This is a genomic window from Citrobacter telavivensis (genome assembly GCA_009363175.1).
GTDB lineage: Bacteria > Pseudomonadota > Gammaproteobacteria > Enterobacterales > Enterobacteriaceae > Citrobacter_A > Citrobacter_A telavivensis.
The window spans coordinates 657,625-674,029 of the sequence record CP045205.1; the positions used below are offsets into that span (position 1 = coordinate 657,625).

The window sequence follows — 16,405 nt, forward strand, 5'->3', positions numbered from 1 at the left end:
ATTGTCACATCCCTTACACATTCATGTTGGTGAGCGCTCAGGGTGTGGTTGTTATTTTTCTTTGCGGACGGGACCGCAAAGGTCCAGAATTGGGTCAATTCCCCCCATCCAGGAGGGGCTTGTGACAGAATACCACAATGTTGGTATGTGTGTTCTTATACGGTTAAAAGAAAGTGAATAAGATACATCCAAAAGAAGTTAAAAATGTGATAAATGTCACGAGTTCCCGGCGGATTAACCTTTGGAAACGTGAAGATTTGCAACATCCTCAGCCGGATGAGGTAGCCGAAGAGGTGCCCGTTGCGCTGGTCTATAACGGCATTTCTCATGTCGTGATGATGGCTTCGCCGAAGGATCTGGAACACTTTGCGGTCGGTTTTTCCCTCTCCGAGGGCATTATTGACAACCCGCGCGAGATCTATGGCATGGATGTTGTCCCCTCCTGTAACGGTCTTGAAGTCCAGATCGAGCTTTCCAGTCGCCGTTTTATGGGACTGAAAGAGCGTCGTCGCGCGCTGGCCGGACGCACCGGCTGTGGCGTATGCGGCGTTGAGCAGCTCAATGATATCGGTAAACCCGTACAGCCGCTGCCGTTCACCCAGACCTTTAACCTCGCCAGGCTTGACCACGCGTTAAGGCATCTGAAGGATTTTCAACCCGTGGGGCAACTCACCGGATGTACGCATGCTGCGGCGTGGGTGATGCCATCAGGCGAACTGGCGGGCGGACATGAAGATGTTGGTCGACACGTTGCGCTGGATAAACTGCTGGGGCGACGCGCTGCGGAGGGGGAAAGCTGGCTGCCGGGAGCGGCGCTGGTCTCCAGTCGCGCGAGCTATGAGATGGTGCAGAAGTCCGCAATGTGCGGCGTAGAGATCCTGTTTGCCGTTTCTGCCGCCACCACGCTGGCGGTTGAAGTCGCCGAGCGCTGCAATCTGACGCTGGTGGGGTTCTGTAAGCCGGGCAGAGCAACCATTTATACGCATCCACAGCGTTTAGTCGCTGAGTGATTTATGTTCAGTTAATTTGAATAAGATGGGCAAATCCTTCCGCTTTTAGTTGTCTGGGTAACGGCCTATTATTTATCACATCAAGGCACGGTGCCTTACTCAAACAACTAACTTAAAGGGTTTACATCATGAAAAGCATCAAAACTTTTGTCGCAGTTATCGCTCTCGCTACCTCTTTCGGCGCTTTCGCTGCCCAGTCCGTGACTGCTACCGGTTCGACTCTGGAAAGCACTGAAGCAAAAATCGCAGCCCAGGCTGAACAAGCGGGTGCAAGTTCCTACAAAATCACACAGGCTTACACCGGTAACCGCGTGCACATGACGGCGGAACTGCTGAAATAAGTTCATCTTCATCGTCGAAAGAGCGCCCCTGAGGCGCTTTTTTCGTTTCTGCGCTTACTGCTTTAATAGCCCGATAAAAGCCTCATATCCCTTTAATTCGCAAATGGTTTCAGCGGGATGACTACACAGCACGCTGGCCAGATAGCTAAAGATTTTTAGCTCATGACGCGCATCGGCGGCAGCGCAGGCGATCAGCACATGGCTCACGGGTTCATTATTGACCTGAACGGTATGCGCGAGGGTAATGAAGAATCCGCGAAAACGCCGCTTTTGTTCGCTCCAGCAATGGGGGATTGCCAGATGATTGACTATCAGGTTCTCACCTTCGCCTTCACGGGCGCAGATGCGTTGTGACTCATCGTCGGTAATCTGGTGTTGCGTCACAAGTCGGGTACAAATCTGGCGAATGATGTCGGGCCAGCCTTCGTTGGGGGTATTTGAATAGTGGAAACTGCCTGATTCAGAAAAGAAACGTTCCGGCTGCTGGCGAATAAAAGCAGTGGCAAGAAAGCTTTTAATTTGTTCAGTGCCGGCAGAGGAAATGATGTTCTTGATGGTCAGGACATTTTTTAATGATTCATTCAGCAAATAATGGCTGTTATTGACGATCAGTAGCGGTTCCACCTCCTGACTTATTGAGATCACCTCACCGGGAGTTCGTGCAATGATTACCCGGCAATTTAATACGTCACGCTCAATGGCCTGCTGGTTAATGGTGGCAATTGCATTTTGATCGGATAACAAAATGATGGGCTGACGCTCATTTTGATGCCGCTCCAGCGCACAGGCAAAGTAGAGCCCGATCAGATCGCTGTCGAACAACGGGATAGCGAATTGTTCACGCAATAGGGCAATGAAACGCAGGCTCATATCGAACGCGGCGGGCCAGGCGGCTTTCAGGTTATTCATGCTGCTCTGGCGATGTTCCGGAACCCAGATTGGGGCCGAAACGCATCTGCGCAGGTGATCGGTAATATTATCAACCAGTTGCGTATCAATGATGTTCAACGCGGCGACACCGGGTACACGTTGTAGCAAAGAAGCCACAGCGTCGGCAGATATTGTCATTGCCTGCTGTTGCTGCGTTTCCAGCAGTCCAGACAGCGTGTTGAACGCGTTTTCGCCGAGATAGATCCCGCTCTGCTCTACGATATTTTTTAGCAACGTATGCCGACATTCTGGCCATGCGCGGGTGAGTTGATTACGCAGCGCATAGACCGCCAGTACCAGGCTCGCAAGATATTCTCCCGACATCAGCGCAAACGCATCAAGACTTTCGCAGGCGGTGTTGAGTCGTTCAATATTGTCTCGTGTCACGCCAGGGAGCGGAATTAACAGCGGATCTTTTTTAAGCAGATTCGCCAACAGAACAATGCGTTTTTCTTCAGGTTCATCAATGAAATGGCCAACGCCCGGGCGACTGGAAAGGCAAAATGCACGTTCATAGCGTTGCTTCAGACGCGAAAGACGATCGGCAACCCAGGTCTCCGGCAAGTTAAGCGAAGCGGCCAACTGTACGCGGGGAGTAAAGGGATTCAACAGCAGGAGCGCCAGCAACCGGTCATCATTATCATGACGTTGCAGAAGCTGGAAAAAGCTGCGTCTGTCGATGATATCCAGTTGATAGCCTGCGCTACCGCCAGGCTGAATACGGGCCTTACCGCTGAGCGTAAAGTTGATGTAATCAATATCGCGCAGGATGGTTCTGCCCGAAACGCCAGTTTGCCGCGCCAACGCGTTTAGCGAGCAGGGCTGCTGTTCAAGAAGGTCGACGAGCGTTAACTGGCGTTCGCTGAGCATCAGTTCACCTGACGAAAGTCGGTGAACGCGTTGACCTTATCTGTCGTCAGCGACATCAGCAGTTCGCGCACCAGCGTAAACAGAGCATCATAGTCCTTCGCGGAAATCATACCGCTGTTGGCGTGAAGGTAACGGGTGGGTAAACAGAGCGCCGCTACCGGGCGACCACCGCCCATCACGTTATAGCGCCCGCCGTCCGTCGCCCCGGTTTTCATGGTGCAAAACTGTACAGGAACAGTACGGCTTTCCGCACTCGCTTTTAACGCAGCAACCAGTTGCTGATTGGGGAAATAACGTTTATCAAACAGCATCAGGCCAGGGCCCGCGCCCAGTTTCAAGGGGTATTTGATGCTGTCGATGCCGGGCACATCGCCTGCGACCGCCGTATCCAGCACGATAACCACGTCAGGTTTGATATGTTCTGCTGAGGTTTGCGCCCCGCGCAGTCCGACCTCTTCTTCCACGCTGCCGACGCCGTAAAGCGTAATGTCGGGGTTATCCACCGTCTGTAACAGCTCCGTCATCAGCGCACAACCGACTCGGTTATCCAGCGCTTTGCCAACGATTTTATCCTCACCCCAGCGGGCAAAGTTCGCTTCCGGGCTAATAAAATCACCGATCGCAATGCCGCGTTTTTCCACCTCTTCGCGGCTGTTCGCGCCAATATCAATGAACATATCGTCAAAGGTCAGCGGCTGCTGTTTCTGCTTATCCGTTAAGGCGTGCGGCGCAACGGAGCCGATGATTCCGGGGATTTTTACGCCTTTGCGGGTGCGAATGGCGACCCGATGGTTCAGCATTGATTGACTCCACCAACTGCCAATGGTGGTAAAGCGCAGAAAACCATTATCGTCGACATGCGTGACCATAAAGCCAACTTCATCCATGTGACCGACGATCGCGACCTTTGGCCCGCGGTTGCCTTTGCGGGCGACAAAACTGCCGAGACCGTCAAAGGTAATGTCATCTACGTTGTGCTCCAGCGCGTTGATGAGGATATTACGCACTTCTTGCTCATCACCGCTGACGGCGCTGGCTTCGCATAATTGCTGAAGTAACTCAATGTTCATGTGCAAGCTCCTGCTGTGCGGCTTTACGTCTGAGCCACAATCCCTTCAGGATAATAATCAACGAAATGTTCAGCGCCAGACCGATTGCCAGCACCAGATAAAAGGAACCGACCGGCGACATCAGGCCGATCAGAGGGTCAAAGATACCTAATCCTGGCGCGAGACGTTTGATTCCGAAGGCGATCACCAGCATGCCGGTTATGCCGCCTGAGAGCGTATTCGCGGTAATCATCGGCAGCGGTGCGGCCAGCGCGTAGGGAATCGCCGGTTCGGTGGCGACGGTGGCGCCGACCACAATCGCGCTGCTGGCGGCCGCCTTTTCTTGTTGAGTAAACAGTTTTGGCGTCAGGTATGTCGCGATACCTGCTGCGACGGGCGGCATCAGTGCCACAACGCCGACAATGGCGTACCAGTCATAGATATGTTTTTCCAGCAGCGAAAAGCAGAAGAACCATGCGGTTTTGTTGATTGGCCCCCCCATATCAAACGCCAGCATTGCCCCAACGAGGAAGGCGGCACCCATTTTCATGGAGGGCGGAATGGTATTCAGGAAATGCAGCAGACCGCCCATGATATCTGACATCACCGGGCCGATGACGTAATACGTTAATACGCCAAACACCAGCAGAGTAACAAACGGGATCAGCATTGAACCGAGTAGCGGCTGGAGCGCTTTGCCGAGACGGACTTTACGAAACCACAGCACGAAATAACCGATCGCCAACCCCAGCACGACCGCGCCGAGAAATCCCGCGCCAGACTGAGTGCCGAGCAGCCCTTTATCGTTAGCGAGATAACACACTAAAAATGCCGGAGCAAAGGCGGGTTTATCCGCAATCGACCACGCGATATATGCCCCCATAATCGGGATCATAAAGGTGAAACCCAGATAGCCGATGGATTCGACAATCCAGGTAAATGACGGCGCGCCTTTCGACATATCGGTATAGGGCAAGCCGAACTGGACCAGCATATTGGCGATAGCGACCAGGATACCCCCACCAATAACAAACGGCAGCGCAGCGGAAACCCCGGCCATCAGATGGCTCATGATGCTGCCCTGTTGGACATCCTGTTTACCCAGCTTCACGCCGCTATCTGTGGCAAAAATCTGCGAATGAGAAGGTAATTGCGTGAAAATTTGGTCGATGTTTTTCAGTGCCTGTGAAATGGCGATCTCATAGACTTTTTTCCCGGCGAAACGCGCCCTGTCTTCACCGCCTAAGCCTCGCCCGGTGGCTAAAATGACATAATCAGCCGCGGCAATTTCATCCTGCGTCAGGCGGTTTTCGACGCCGCTTGCCCCCTGGGTTTCGACTTTAATGGTATGGCCGAGCGAACGCGCTTTTTGTTCCAGCGCTTCCGCGACCATGTAGGTGTGAGCAATGCCCGCAGGACAGTTGGTGATTGCCACTAAACGTAAGGATGACTGCATAGCCGCTTCCTTATGAGGTTAAGGTCTGATTTAACAGGGCAAGCACCTGGCTGGCGTCACCCTGCTTCAGTTGATTGATGAAATCCTGATGGATAATTTTGCGGCATAGCGTGCCGATGATTTTGACCTGGTCCTCTTCACCGGTTTGCGGCACGCCGAGGCAAATCCAGCAGTTGACGCCTTCGCCGTCGCTCGCCTTCCAGTCAAGACTCTGGGTTTTACGGGCAAACAGAACAAAGGGTTGCTTCACGCAGATGCTTTTTCCGTGAGGAACGGCGATGCCTGAGCCGAATCCCGTGGAATGCAGTTTTTCCCGCATCAGTAGCGTTTGCAGAAATAACGAACGATCGGTGATATAGCCATTCTTAAACGCTATTTCCGCGAGTTGTTTGAGGATGGAATAAGGGGTATTCCCCTGAATATTCAGATCAATACAGTTTGCGCCGACTGCTGGCATAGAGTGACTCCGTTAAAATCTTTTTTATGATTTTAACGATGAACGGACGATGAGATGAGCGGCAATATGTCGGCGGGTAATGACATAATTCGCGCTAAGCATGTGCAGCCTTTGTGCGCAAGCCCACATTTTGACGCCTTACACCGGGAAAAATAGAGGCGTTGTGGACCTCTTAATCGTAAAAAAAAGCGATGGTTATCACATTTTTCTCTTTTTATAAAAGCGACATAACCCGTTGCCGAGGGAGTCTTAATGGCGATTTTTTCATGCTTTATTAACTCAATGATAAGTAAGGGAATTGAAAAGTAATCTCTGGATAAAATTCAATTTATAAATGAGATATATATCACAAAAAACAGCTTTATAATGAGCCTGTCAATATTAGGTGATTACGAATTTATCAGCATTATGTGATCTTCATTGCAAATATCAAGCATGGAGTCAGGGAAAAATGTTTCTACGGACGCTTCGGAGGAAACACAATGAAAATGGGTATTGTCATTAGTGGTGGAGACGTTTCTGGAATAAATAATTTCATATTCCAGGTCGCCAGACTCGCGGATGCAAAAATTACGTTATTCAATGGTGGTATTCCCGGTTTACTGGAGAAAAATCACCATGACGTGACATGGCGGGATTTGGTCGATTTTTCTATCGCGGCGATACCTGTCATTACCTCAGGAAGAACCACCCGGAAGTTGCAGCGTAGCGAGTATGAAGCGATCGCCAGAAAACTTAAGTCGTTGCACATTGATGTGCTGATTATGGCGGGTGGCGACGGCAGTTTACAGTTTCTCAATACCCTGAGCGAGTTTGATATTAATTGTTTTGGCGTAGGAATGACTATCGATAATGATGTTTATGGCAGCCATTATACGATTGGTTTTTCGACCGCCTGCGAACAGATTATTAAGGAGGTTTCACGTTTAAGAAATACCGGCAGAGCGCTGCCCGGCCGCGTGTTTATGGTGGAATTGTTGGGCGGATATTGTGGTGAATTAACCCTGCAATCGGCCATTAAATGTAATGCAGATATTGCCCTGATCCCGGAATCCCAGATGCCGCTTGAAACCTTAGCGCAGCGGGTGAAGCAGAAACTGGCCATCCAGAACAGCGTGATTATTCTGTGCTCCGAAGGCTACACCCGAGAATATTCTCCCGGCTTTCAGGGAGCGATTGACACAATGATTAAACAACTCGAACCGCGAATTGGCGAGCGAATTCGTAAAACGATAGTCGGTTACGGTTTACGGAATGGCGATCCGACCTGTGAAGAAATTTATCAGGGCACCATTATGGCGAGCGAAGTGGTTCGGTGCATCCAGTCAGGGATGAAAAATAAAGCGATTATTATAAATCAAAGTAATAAACCTATTCCGATTGATCTCGTAAGTATGAAAAAACGTCTGGTTGATACAGAAGGACATCATTACAAACTTGCCAAACAACTCAATATTATTTGAGGAGACCTTACATGCTGAAAATTCTTTGCGTATGTGGCTGCGGCCTCGGTTCAAGTTTTGCTATTGAAATGACGGCGAAAGCGGTTTTAAAGAAACTGGAAATTCCTGCGCATATCGAACATACCACGGTATCCGAAGCGGGAGCGTTTAAATCTGACATGATCCTGACGCAAAAAACCTTTGCTGACATCTTAACGGCTGATGCCAGCGAAGAAGAAATTAAACGGGTCGTGGTTCTGAATAAGCTCACAGACAAAGACGAAATTGAAGCCAAGATCGTCGCGTTTTTAAAAGAGCGGAATCTGAAGGTAGCCCATTATGAATAGCTTCGTTGAATTCATCGTTAAAGATTTGCTCGGTCAGGCGTCGATATTAATTGCTTTTATCGCGATGCTCGGGCTTATCCTGCAAAAGAAATCGCCGGGAAAAACCGCTGAAGGCACGTTTAAAACGTTGCTCGGTTTTTTAATCATGATGGCCGGGATTAACATTATTGTCGCCACACTGACCTTCCTGAACGATATTTTTACTCAGGGATTTGGCATGAAGGGTTACATTACCGATGTGGCCGCCATTGCCGGATTAGCCAACCGCGAGTTGGGCTCAGAAGTGGCGTTAACCCTGATGGTGATTTTTGCTGTCAACATCATCATCGCGCGTCTGACGCCGCTGAAATACATCTTCCTGACCGGACAGGCGTTATTGTGGATGGCGACCATTGGCGCGGTCATTGGCTATAAATCGGGTCTTACCGGACTGCCGCTGATTCTGACCGGTGGTATTTTTGGCGGCATCATGGCGGTTCTGATGCCTGCGCTGGCGCAACCGGTGGTCAGACGTATCACCGGCTCGGATGATGTGGCGCTGGGACACTTTTGCACCATTGGCTACCTGGTACAGGCGGCGGTGGCTAAGGTGGTGGGCAAAGGGTCCCGCTCCACGGAAGACCTCGAATTACCTGATAACTTCAAGTTCTTACAGGATACCTACCTCGCAATGGCGGTCGTGATGGTACCGATGTACCTCATTCCGGCGCTGGCGGCGGGTCCGGAATATATCGCCCAGTTCTCCGGTGGTGTTAACTACCTGATGTATGCCTTCATGCAGTCCATTCAGTTTGTGGCCGGCGTCTTCGTGCTCTACAGCGGCGTGCGTTTGTTGCTCAACGAACTGGTTCCGGCGTTTCGCGGTATCGCCATGCGTATCGTCCCGGATGCTAAGCCCGCGCTGGATTGCCCGGTGCTGTTCCCTTATGCGCCCAACGCGGTGATTGTTGGATTCCTGGCGACAACCGTTGGTTCCATCATTGGCATGCTGGTGTTCCCGATGTTTGGTCTGGCGATGATTCTGCCGGGTCTGTTAACCAACTTTTTTGCCGGGGGGACGGCGGGGGTGTTTGGCAATGCGCTGGGCGGTCGTCGCGGGGCGATGATCGGCGGCGTGGTTCACGGTTTGTTCATCACCTTCTTGCCTGCGATTCTGGTGCCGATGCTGGAAACCTACGGTTTCACCGGCGTCACGTTCAGCGATTCAGACGTCATCAGCTCTGGCCTCGTCTTAGGTCACGCCTTCCAGAATAACTGGCTCTTTGTTGCGTTGTTCATTGTTTTTGTTGCCGCACTGGCATGGTTCGTAAACGGTAAATCCGCTAAGCCAAAAGGGGAAAATGTTCATGAGTCTGTATAACTTCAACGAGATCCTTAAAATCGGCCAGGAAAGAAATTTCAAAGCGATTGGATCTTTTAACCTGCACTGTATTGAAATGCTGCCCGCGTTTTTTAAAGCGGCGCAAAAAACGAATAGCCCGTTGATGATTCAGATTTCAACCGGGACGGCAGAATATCTGGGCTATCGCCTGTTAGTGGATGCGGTACGTTCGCTGGCAGAGAGCGAGAATGTCCCGACCTGCCTGCATCTGGATCACTGCTCTGATATCAGCGCCATTGAGACGGCGATGAATGCCGGGTTTTCCTCGGTCATGTATGACGGCTCGCACCTGGGACTGGAAGAGAATATCGGTAATACCCGCATCGTGGTGGAGATGGCACGACCACGAAATATTACGGTGGAAGGCGAGCTCGGGGCTATCGGCGGCTCAGAGGATGGTAAAGCGGTGGCGGCGGAGGATATCTGCTTTACGACGGTAGAAGATGCCAAACGCTTTGTTGATGAAACGCAGGTCGACATGCTGGCGGTGTCGGTGGGCACGGTGCACGGTTTGTATACCGGTAAGGCGCAGATTCAACATCAGCGGCTGAAAGAGATCAGCGCCGCGACCGCTGTTCCGCTGGTATTACACGGTGGAACAGGGGTGAGTGATGACGATATGCGTCTGGCGGTTACCGAAGGCATTAATAAAGTGAATGTCGGTACGGAAATGAACGTGCAATGGGTCGATCAGTGTAAAAACACCTTTGAGAAAGGCAAGGTGAATGACAGCGTACGTAAGTTTTTAATTCCGGCAAATAATGCGGTAACCCAGGTATTAATGGAAAAGATCGCTTTATTTAAATAACGCCGTTATTAATGAATGATATTTTGTTGCCCTGTTGTCCATCAGGGCGGGGGATCGCTATGTTTGAATCTTTGAAATCGTTATGGAAAAAAGAAACACGCCCGCCGGAAGAATATGATGAACAATCCCGTGTTCTGGCGGAAGAAATCGCCAGGCTGGAAGGTGAACTGCAGGGCAACCCAGGTAATGGCGAAATACAGAAAGCATTAATGCTTACCTATAATCGGGCGCTGTCGGTTTATGCCAAAAGCCAAACGTACCGACAGGAAATTGATTCGCTTTTTGTACGTATAGATGAGTTACGTAATGTTATTCGCCGGAATATTTAGAGCCAGATTCATTAAGCTCTTAGGGAGTCGTCATGACGATAAAAGAATTACTTATCGAGGCCGATGCGATTCAGGTTGGCGTAGCAGAAACTGACTGGCAGAAGGTGATTCAACTGGCGGCCAGTCCATTGGTTGCAAAAGGGTATATTTCAGCGGAATACGGTCAGGCGGTTATCGACAACACCCTCAGTCATGGGGCGTATTATGTGTTTGATGAAGGTGTCGCGATCCCCCATGCCCGTCCAGAGTGTGGGGTGAAGCGTAACTGTTTTAGCATGGTGCTGCTGGATAAGCCCATTCAGTTTGCTGACAGTGAAGCCGCCGACATTGTCATTATGTTTGGCGCGCAGGACAGTAATGCGCATATCGAAGAGGGCATTCGCGCCATCGTCGCCTTACTCGACAATGATGAACGCATGGCGAAGCTGCGAGCGGCAAGTTCCCGCGAAGAGGTGGTCGCGCTGCTATGAAACGACACCTCTCGCCAGACTGTAAAACAGTCATTTTAATCAACGGGATCCCCGCTTCAGGTAAAAGCACGATCACCCGGCAGTTATCGGAAGCATTTAGCCTGCCGCTGCTGACGATTGATGGGATCAAAGAGCCGTTTATGGCGCGCTTTACGGATATCGACCGGCCTTTCAATCGGCAGTTAGGCTGTGCGGCCTATGAGGTGATCTGGTCGATTATCGGCCACTCTCCGGCGAGCGTCGTCTGGCTGGTTGACGCCTGGTTTGGCTTTCAGCCTCGTGAAACGTTACTGCGACTATTGCAGCAGGCGGGCGTTGAGAAGGTGGTTGAGGTGTGGAACCACATTACGCCCGAGCTCGCGGTGACGCGCTACGCCACGCGGCTACAGGCCCGTAAGTCGGGCCATCCTGGTGAGGAGTATCTGCCTGAACTGGCGCAACTGGCAGCACGCGCTGAGCCGATGCGGCTCGGGCCGGTATTAACGGTAGACCAGGCGCAAGCGTTGGATATTAACGCCGTTATCACCTGGATAGACGAACAGATAGCGAAAACCTGAACGACAAATTGTCGTTAACACGTTAAGGGCGCCCACGGGCGCTTTTTTAGTGTATCCCCGCCATCCGCAGCAGTGCCGTGACCACGGCAGCGGCAATAATCACCACAATCAATGGCATTTTTCGCCAGGCGAGGAAGACCGCGAAGGCGACGCCGAGGACGCGCGCCATGCCGGCAAAGTGCTCGCCTTCATAAAAGGTGGTGGCCAGCGCGACGGAAAACAGCAGTACCGTAGCGGCATCGGATAACAACGCCTGAGAGCGTTCAGAGAGTGCCAGTCGGCTGCCGAGTTTGGCGCCGCCGAGGCGCATTAAATAGGTTCCCGCCGATAAAATGGCGATGCCGACGATGAACAGCGTCATGTTGCCCATTATTTCTTCCTCGTCAGTAAACCCAGCAGGGAGAGCAGAACCGGCAGTCCGACCGGTGCAAAGGGAACGGCGGCGAGCGACACGACGGCACCGCTCAGGCCACGAATCAACGTGGTGCGGTTTTTAAACGCCGGGACGACGAGTGCCAGCAGGATGGCCGGGAACACGGCGTCCAGTCCAATGGTTTCCGGGGCGGGCAACAGTTGCCCCACCACCGTACCCAGCAACGTTCCCAGCGGCCACAGAATGGCGACGCCAAGGCCGCACAGCCAGTAGGCGGCTTTGCGCTGCTCCGGGGTTTTCTGCGACAGGCCGAACACCACGCTTTCATCGTTCATAATATGGCAGCCGAAAAAGCTTGCCGCGCGGGTGCCGACCAGGTCGCGTACCGTCACGCCAAACGGGACATGACGGGCGTTAACCAGTAAGCCAGCAGCGGCGGCGGCTAACGGATTGCCGCCGCTGGCGATAATGCCAATAAACATAAACTCGGACGCCCCCGCCAGCACACAAATAGAGAGTATAAACGGCACCCAGACCGGGAAGCCGTAAGCCATCGCCAGCGAACCGTAGGACATCCCCACCACGCCTACTGCCAGGCAGACCAGAAAGATTGCTTTTATTGTGTCTGCCTTCAGACAGGAGAAGAAGCGCGTCATGATTTAGCCATATCGAACGAATTTCCATTATAATGAACGCAACACAGATGTTTGACAAGATGAACGATTCGTTCGATATAAAAAACATGGAGTCGTGTATGACACAACCCATCAGCGTGATTGCTAAGAGTCTGGTTCGCGAACGTCAGCGAACGGGGCTGTCTCTGGCAGAAATCGCCCGACGGGCGGGGATTGCCAAGTCGACGCTTTCCCAACTGGAAGCGGGAAATGGTAATCCTAGCCTGGAAACGCTCTGGTCGCTCTGCGTGGCGCTGGATATTCCCTTTGCGCGGCTGCTGGAGCCGCAGGCGCAAAAAACGCAGGTGATCCGTTGCGGTGAGGGCACAAAAGTGGTGGCCGAACAGGCGCACTATCAGGCGATTTTACTGGCCGCCTGCCCGCCAGGCGCACGGCGCGATATCTATTTGCTGTTGACCCAGCCTGGAGCCGACCGCATTTCTCAGCCGCATCCGCCGGGATCGATCGAACACATTATTGTGACGAAGGGAAAAGCGCTGGTCGGCCTGACGGAAGCCCCAGAAGTGTTAGGTGAGGGCGACTATATTTGTTATCCCGCCGATCAGGAGCATATCTTTAAAGCGCTGGAAGCCGATACCCAGGCGATTCTGGTGGCTGAGCAGAGTTTAGCGAACCTGGAATTTCACCGCTATGGTATGCAAAAGGCGCCATCGAATGATTACTCTTAACTATTTTCTTTCTTAATTCATATTTAATTATTTTTATGATATTTCGTTTATTTTAGCCCTTTTGTTATATTCCTCACGAACTGAAAGCTTTCGGCGTTTACACAAAGAAAGCTGCGTGTTAGTAATTGTTGGCCTGTGGCGTTGTAACAGTTGATTATTATTTTTATCAATTGCTGCCGTTTTTAAATATAAAAATAATACATATTACCTTGTTATTCACTCTGCGTATTTCTAAAGGAAATACGCTGTTCATTATTTATTTAAAGGAACGCGAATAAATGAAGGAATCGACGCTGGCTTTAGCAATAGGTCTATTATTAGTTGCTAATAATAGTTTTGCTAAAACGCAAAAAATGACACTGGAACAACGACTCGAACAGCTGGAAGCGCGACTGGAAGCGGCAGAAAACCGGGCGGCGAAGGCGGAAAATCAGGTTCAGCAATTACAGACCCAGCAGGCAACTGAAATACGTGAGATTAAAGCGGCACAGGGCAATACGCCCGTAAACGGTCAGACCTCTGCGGAGGAGACGAAAAAGAATGCCGCGACGCCGAATCTGCTGCTGTCCGGTTATGGCGATCTGAAAATCTACGGTGACGTAGAATTCAACATGGATGCGGAAAGTAATCATGGCCTGCTGGCAATGACCAATGCCAATGTTAATAACGATCCGACTAACGAACAGTGGAATATTAATGGCCGAATTTTACTGGGCTTTGACGGCACGCGTAAGTTAGATAATGGCTATTACGCCGGATTCTCCGCTCAACCGTTGGGTGATATGAAGGGCATGGTGAATATTGATGATGCCGTCTTCTTCTTTGGTAAAGAGAATGACTGGAAGGTGAAGGTCGGGCGCTTCGAAGCCTACGATATGTTCCCTCTTAATCAGGATACGTTTATTGAGCACTCGGGGAATACCGCCAACGATCTGTATGACGACGGCAGCGGCTATATTTACATGATGAAAGAAGGCCGTGGTCGTTCTGATGCCGGCGGCAACTTCCTCGTCAGCAAGCAGGTGGATAACTGGTACTTTGAGTTAAACACTCTGCTGGAAGAGGGGACCTCACTTTATAACGATGACGAATTCCACGGTCGGGCAATGGAACAACAGAGGAGCGTTGCCTATTTGCGTCCGGTTATTTCGTGGTCACAGGATGCGTTCTCAGTTGCTGCCGCGATGGAATCGAACGTCGTCAATAACGCTTATGGTTACACTAATTCAAACGGTAAATTTGTCGATCAGTCCGATCGTACCGGTTACGGTATGACAATGACGTGGAATGGTTTAAAGACCGATCCGGAGAATGGCATCGTGGTAAACCTGAATACCGCGTATCTGGATGCCAACAACGAAAACGACTTTACTACCGGGGTGAACGCGCTGTGGAAGCGTTTTGAGCTGGGCTATATCTACGCGCATAACAAGATTGATGATTTTGAAGGGGTAGTGTGTGATGACGGCTGCTGGATTAACAATGAAGGCACCTATGACATTCATACTATTCACGCGTCGTATCAGTTCGCTAATGTGATGAATATGCAAAACTTCAATATTTACCTTGGTGCATATTATTCGATTCTGGATAGCGACGGGGATAACGTGAACGGTGACGATTCTGACAGTCGCTATGGTGGGCGCGTCCGCTTTAAATATTATTTCTAAACGAAAGGGCCCGGTAGCGCTGATGCCTACCGGGCTCATCGGTTACTCCAGATAAAACACGTCTTTCAGCTCCGCGCTCACCGGGCTGTTATCCGGGTTTGCGGGCATGACGTCACGCATATGCTTCCACCAGCGCTGACAAACGTCGGTGCTGGCAACGGCGTTCCAGCGTTCTTCGGACTCAATCTCGACGGTTGCGAACAGCAGATTGCGGTCTTTATCGAGATAAATCGCGTAATGATGCGCGCCGTGAGCCTTCAGCACCGCTTCCAGCTCTGGCCAGATGGGATTATGACGACGCTGATATTCCTCGTGCGCGTCGGCATTCACCTGCATCACGAACGCTTTGCGGATCATAACGCCTCCAGGTACAGCTCGCGCACATCGTCACGGCTGGCGGTACGCGGGTTGCACGGTGCGCAAGGGTCTGCCAGCGCTTTGTCCAGCCAGCCTTCGATATCCTCTTTAGTGACGCCGAGCTGGCTGAAACCTGTCGGAATGCCGACGCGTTTGCTCAGCGCGCGGATGGCGTTGATTGCTTCCTGACTCGCGGCTTCATCGCTCATACCACGGGTATCAACACCCATCGCCTGCGCGATACGGGCAAAACGCGCTACCGCGTTCGGACGGTTAAAGTTTTCGATAATCGGCAGCAGGATAGCGTTACAAACGCCGTGCGGCAGGTTATGCGTGGCACCCGGCTGGTGCGCCAGAGCGTGAACCAGTCCCAGACCGGCGCTGTTAAACGCCATACCCGCCAGATACTGACCAAATGCCATCTGCTCGCGCGCTTCCAGGTTGTGACCATCATCAACCGCTTTTGGCAACCACAGGTTGATCAGGCGAATCGCCTCCAGCGCATTGGCGTCGGTTAGCGGGTGCGCGCCGACAGAAACATACGCTTCCACCGCGTGAGTCAGCGCATCCATGCCGGTTGCCGCCGTTACGGAGGCCGGGATTTCCAGCATCACGCTGGCATCGTCCACGGCGATGTCCGGGATGATGTTCGGATCGATGATGACCTCTTTCACCTGGCGTCCGGAGTCGATAATGACCGCGTTACTGGTCATTTCGGCGGCTGTCCCAGCGGTGGTATTGATAGCAACCAGCGGCACGCCGGGGTTTTTCACTTTACCTACGCCGGAATAGGCGGTGGAGGGGCCAGGGTTTGCGGTGAGTATTTTCACGGCTTTGGCGGTATCGATCGGGCTGCCGCCGCCAAAGGCGATGATGTAATCACAGTTCGCACCCTGATAGGCCGCGTAACCTTTTTGTACCAGCGCTTCGGTCGGGTTCGGGAACACTTCATCGAACAGGTGGTACGACATTTTGTGCTCATCCAGCGCCGTAAACAGGCTGTCGAGCAGGCCCAGCTTAACCAGTTGACCGTCGGTGACGATCAGCGCTTTGCCCCATTGCTTATTCGCAACGAGGTTCACCATATCGCCAATCGCGCCCGCGCCATGCAGACTGATTTTTGGAAGTGCCAGCATAAAGCTCATGTTTTTTCTCCTTAAAGTGATGATATTTCCGGCGGCAAAACTCCATGTCG

General features: G+C 51.7%; 18 protein-coding genes and 1 pseudogene. 11 read left to right on the plus strand and 8 right to left on the minus strand.

The genetic code is table 11. The features are described from left to right. Nucleotides 1-173: 173 nt before the first annotated feature. Together fdhD and GBC03_05330 are read left to right on the plus strand one after the other, a co-directional pair. Nucleotides 174-1,010, plus strand: a complete 837-nt coding sequence (gene fdhD / locus GBC03_05325) for a formate dehydrogenase accessory sulfurtransferase FdhD (protein ID QFS69667.1) — start codon at nt 174-176, stop codon at nt 1,008-1,010. Between the two features lie 128 nt (nt 1,011-1,138). Then, on the plus strand, nt 1,139-1,351 hold the full coding sequence (locus tag GBC03_05330) for a DUF1471 domain-containing protein (protein ID QFS69668.1): 213 nt from the start codon (nt 1,139-1,141) through the stop codon (nt 1,349-1,351). Nucleotides 1,352-1,405: 54 nt separating this feature from the next. On the opposite strand, the gene GBC03_05335 is transcribed toward GBC03_05330, so the two are convergent. Genes GBC03_05335 through GBC03_05350 form a run of 4 tightly spaced genes read right to left on the minus strand, consistent with a single transcriptional unit; the run spans nt 1,406 to nt 6,113 of the window. After that, on the minus strand, nt 1,406-3,151 hold the full coding sequence (locus GBC03_05335) for an HTH domain-containing protein (GenBank protein QFS69669.1): 1,746 nt from the start codon (nt 3,149-3,151) through the stop codon (nt 1,406-1,408). After that, nucleotides 3,151-4,221 carry an aminopeptidase gene (locus tag GBC03_05340; GenBank protein QFS69670.1) on the minus strand — a complete coding sequence of 357 codons (1,071 nt, stop codon included), beginning with the start codon at nt 4,219-4,221 and terminating at the stop codon, nt 3,151-3,153. The genes GBC03_05335 and GBC03_05340 overlap by 1 nt, the downstream gene beginning before the upstream one ends. Continuing rightward, a complete protein-coding gene (locus tag GBC03_05345; GenBank protein QFS69671.1) occupies nt 4,211-5,656 on the minus strand; it encodes a PTS fructose-like transporter subunit IIBC in 1,446 nt (481 codons plus the stop codon). The genes GBC03_05340 and GBC03_05345 overlap by 11 nt, the downstream gene beginning before the upstream one ends. A gap of 10 nt (nt 5,657-5,666) precedes the next feature. Then, entirely contained in the window at nt 5,667-6,113 is a 447-nt protein-coding gene (locus tag GBC03_05350) for a PTS fructose transporter subunit IIA (protein QFS69672.1), read from the minus strand. 482 nt (nt 6,114-6,595) lie between these two features. Between GBC03_05350 and GBC03_05355 the strand changes: the two genes are divergently transcribed. From GBC03_05355 to GBC03_05385, 7 genes are read left to right on the plus strand one after another with little or no spacing between them, the layout of a single operon-like run. Next, a complete protein-coding gene (locus GBC03_05355) occupies nt 6,596-7,576 on the plus strand; it encodes a permease (GenBank protein ID QFS69673.1) in 981 nt (326 codons plus the stop codon). A gap of 11 nt (nt 7,577-7,587) precedes the next feature. Then, complete coding sequence (locus GBC03_05360) at nt 7,588-7,902, plus strand: PTS lactose transporter subunit IIB (GenBank protein ID QFS69674.1); 315 nt, start codon at nt 7,588-7,590, stop codon at nt 7,900-7,902. Next, nucleotides 7,895-9,262, plus strand: a complete 1,368-nt coding sequence (locus GBC03_05365) for a PTS sugar transporter subunit IIC (GenBank protein QFS69675.1) — start codon at nt 7,895-7,897, stop codon at nt 9,260-9,262. The genes GBC03_05360 and GBC03_05365 overlap by 8 nt, the downstream gene beginning before the upstream one ends. Continuing rightward, complete coding sequence (locus GBC03_05370) at nt 9,249-10,091, plus strand: ketose-bisphosphate aldolase (protein ID QFS69676.1); 843 nt, start codon at nt 9,249-9,251, stop codon at nt 10,089-10,091. Before GBC03_05365 ends, GBC03_05370 begins: the two co-directional genes overlap by 14 nt. A 59-nt stretch (nt 10,092-10,150) precedes the next feature. After that, nucleotides 10,151-10,420 carry a hypothetical protein gene (locus GBC03_05375; GenBank protein QFS69677.1) on the plus strand — a complete coding sequence of 90 codons (270 nt, stop codon included), beginning with the start codon at nt 10,151-10,153 and terminating at the stop codon, nt 10,418-10,420. Between the two features lie 32 nt (nt 10,421-10,452). Further along, a complete protein-coding gene (locus GBC03_05380; GenBank protein QFS69678.1) occupies nt 10,453-10,890 on the plus strand; it encodes a PTS fructose transporter subunit IIA in 438 nt (145 codons plus the stop codon). Beyond that, nucleotides 10,887-11,447 (plus strand): AAA family ATPase, encoded by a 561-nt coding sequence (locus GBC03_05385; protein QFS69679.1) that lies wholly within the window; start codon nt 10,887-10,889, stop codon nt 11,445-11,447. The genes GBC03_05380 and GBC03_05385 overlap by 4 nt, the downstream gene beginning before the upstream one ends. A gap of 46 nt (nt 11,448-11,493) precedes the next feature. Here the strand turns inward: GBC03_05385 and GBC03_05390 are convergent, their stop codons facing one another. Next, a complete protein-coding gene (locus GBC03_05390) occupies nt 11,494-11,817 on the minus strand; it encodes an AzlD domain-containing protein (protein ID QFS69680.1) in 324 nt (107 codons plus the stop codon). After that, nucleotides 11,817-12,476 carry a branched-chain amino acid ABC transporter permease gene (locus GBC03_05395; protein ID QFS69681.1) on the minus strand — a complete coding sequence of 220 codons (660 nt, stop codon included), beginning with the start codon at nt 12,474-12,476 and terminating at the stop codon, nt 11,817-11,819. The genes GBC03_05390 and GBC03_05395 overlap by 1 nt, the downstream gene beginning before the upstream one ends. Before the next feature lie 98 nt (nt 12,477-12,574). Between GBC03_05395 and GBC03_05400 the strand changes: the two are divergent. Both GBC03_05400 and GBC03_05405 read left to right on the plus strand, forming a co-directional pair. Beyond that, nucleotides 12,575-13,120 (plus strand): annotated as a pseudogene (locus GBC03_05400) (helix-turn-helix domain-containing protein). A gap of 341 nt (nt 13,121-13,461) precedes the next feature. Continuing rightward, on the plus strand, nt 13,462-14,853 hold the full coding sequence (locus tag GBC03_05405; GenBank protein ID QFS69682.1) for a porin: 1,392 nt from the start codon (nt 13,462-13,464) through the stop codon (nt 14,851-14,853). A 42-nt stretch (nt 14,854-14,895) separates the two neighbouring features. Here the strand turns inward: GBC03_05405 and rhaM are convergent, their stop codons facing one another. Next, nucleotides 14,896-15,210, minus strand: a complete 315-nt coding sequence (gene rhaM / locus GBC03_05410; protein QFS69683.1) for an L-rhamnose mutarotase — start codon at nt 15,208-15,210, stop codon at nt 14,896-14,898. Next, entirely contained in the window at nt 15,207-16,355 is a 1,149-nt protein-coding gene (fucO, locus tag GBC03_05415; GenBank protein QFS69684.1) for a lactaldehyde reductase, read from the minus strand. Before fucO ends, rhaM begins: the two co-directional genes overlap by 4 nt. Nucleotides 16,356-16,405 lie beyond the last annotated feature (50 nt).

Excerpts from the sequence above, each read along its gene's own strand:
- GBC03_05355 (QFS69673.1), top strand. The coding sequence starts at position 6,596 with ATGAAAATGGGTATTGTCATTAGTGGTGGAGACGTTTCTGGAATAAAT.
- GBC03_05330 (QFS69668.1), top strand. The coding sequence starts at position 1,139 with ATGAAAAGCATCAAAACTTTTGTCGCAGTTATCGCTCTCGCTACCTCT.
- GBC03_05375 (QFS69677.1), top strand. The coding sequence starts at position 10,151 with ATGTTTGAATCTTTGAAATCGTTATGGAAAAAAGAAACACGCCCGCCG.
- GBC03_05360 (QFS69674.1), top strand. The coding sequence starts at position 7,588 with ATGCTGAAAATTCTTTGCGTATGTGGCTGCGGCCTCGGTTCAAGTTTT.
- GBC03_05335 (QFS69669.1), bottom strand. The coding sequence starts at position 3,151 with ATGCTCAGCGAACGCCAGTTAACGCTCGTCGACCTTCTTGAACAGCAG.
- GBC03_05380 (QFS69678.1), top strand. The coding sequence starts at position 10,453 with ATGACGATAAAAGAATTACTTATCGAGGCCGATGCGATTCAGGTTGGC.
- GBC03_05390 (QFS69680.1), bottom strand. The coding sequence starts at position 11,817 with ATGGGCAACATGACGCTGTTCATCGTCGGCATCGCCATTTTATCGGCG.
- GBC03_05350 (QFS69672.1), bottom strand. The coding sequence starts at position 6,113 with ATGCCAGCAGTCGGCGCAAACTGTATTGATCTGAATATTCAGGGGAAT.
- rhaM (QFS69683.1), bottom strand. The coding sequence starts at position 15,210 with ATGATCCGCAAAGCGTTCGTGATGCAGGTGAATGCCGACGCGCACGAG.
- fucO (QFS69684.1), bottom strand. The coding sequence starts at position 16,355 with ATGAGCTTTATGCTGGCACTTCCAAAAATCAGTCTGCATGGCGCGGGC.
- GBC03_05345 (QFS69671.1), bottom strand. The coding sequence starts at position 5,656 with ATGCAGTCATCCTTACGTTTAGTGGCAATCACCAACTGTCCTGCGGGC.
- GBC03_05340 (QFS69670.1), bottom strand. The coding sequence starts at position 4,221 with ATGAACATTGAGTTACTTCAGCAATTATGCGAAGCCAGCGCCGTCAGC.
- GBC03_05370 (QFS69676.1), top strand. The coding sequence starts at position 9,249 with ATGAGTCTGTATAACTTCAACGAGATCCTTAAAATCGGCCAGGAAAGA.
- GBC03_05405 (QFS69682.1), top strand. The coding sequence starts at position 13,462 with ATGAAGGAATCGACGCTGGCTTTAGCAATAGGTCTATTATTAGTTGCT.
- GBC03_05385 (QFS69679.1), top strand. The coding sequence starts at position 10,887 with ATGAAACGACACCTCTCGCCAGACTGTAAAACAGTCATTTTAATCAAC.
- GBC03_05395 (QFS69681.1), bottom strand. The coding sequence starts at position 12,476 with ATGACGCGCTTCTTCTCCTGTCTGAAGGCAGACACAATAAAAGCAATC.
- GBC03_05365 (QFS69675.1), top strand. The coding sequence starts at position 7,895 with ATGAATAGCTTCGTTGAATTCATCGTTAAAGATTTGCTCGGTCAGGCG.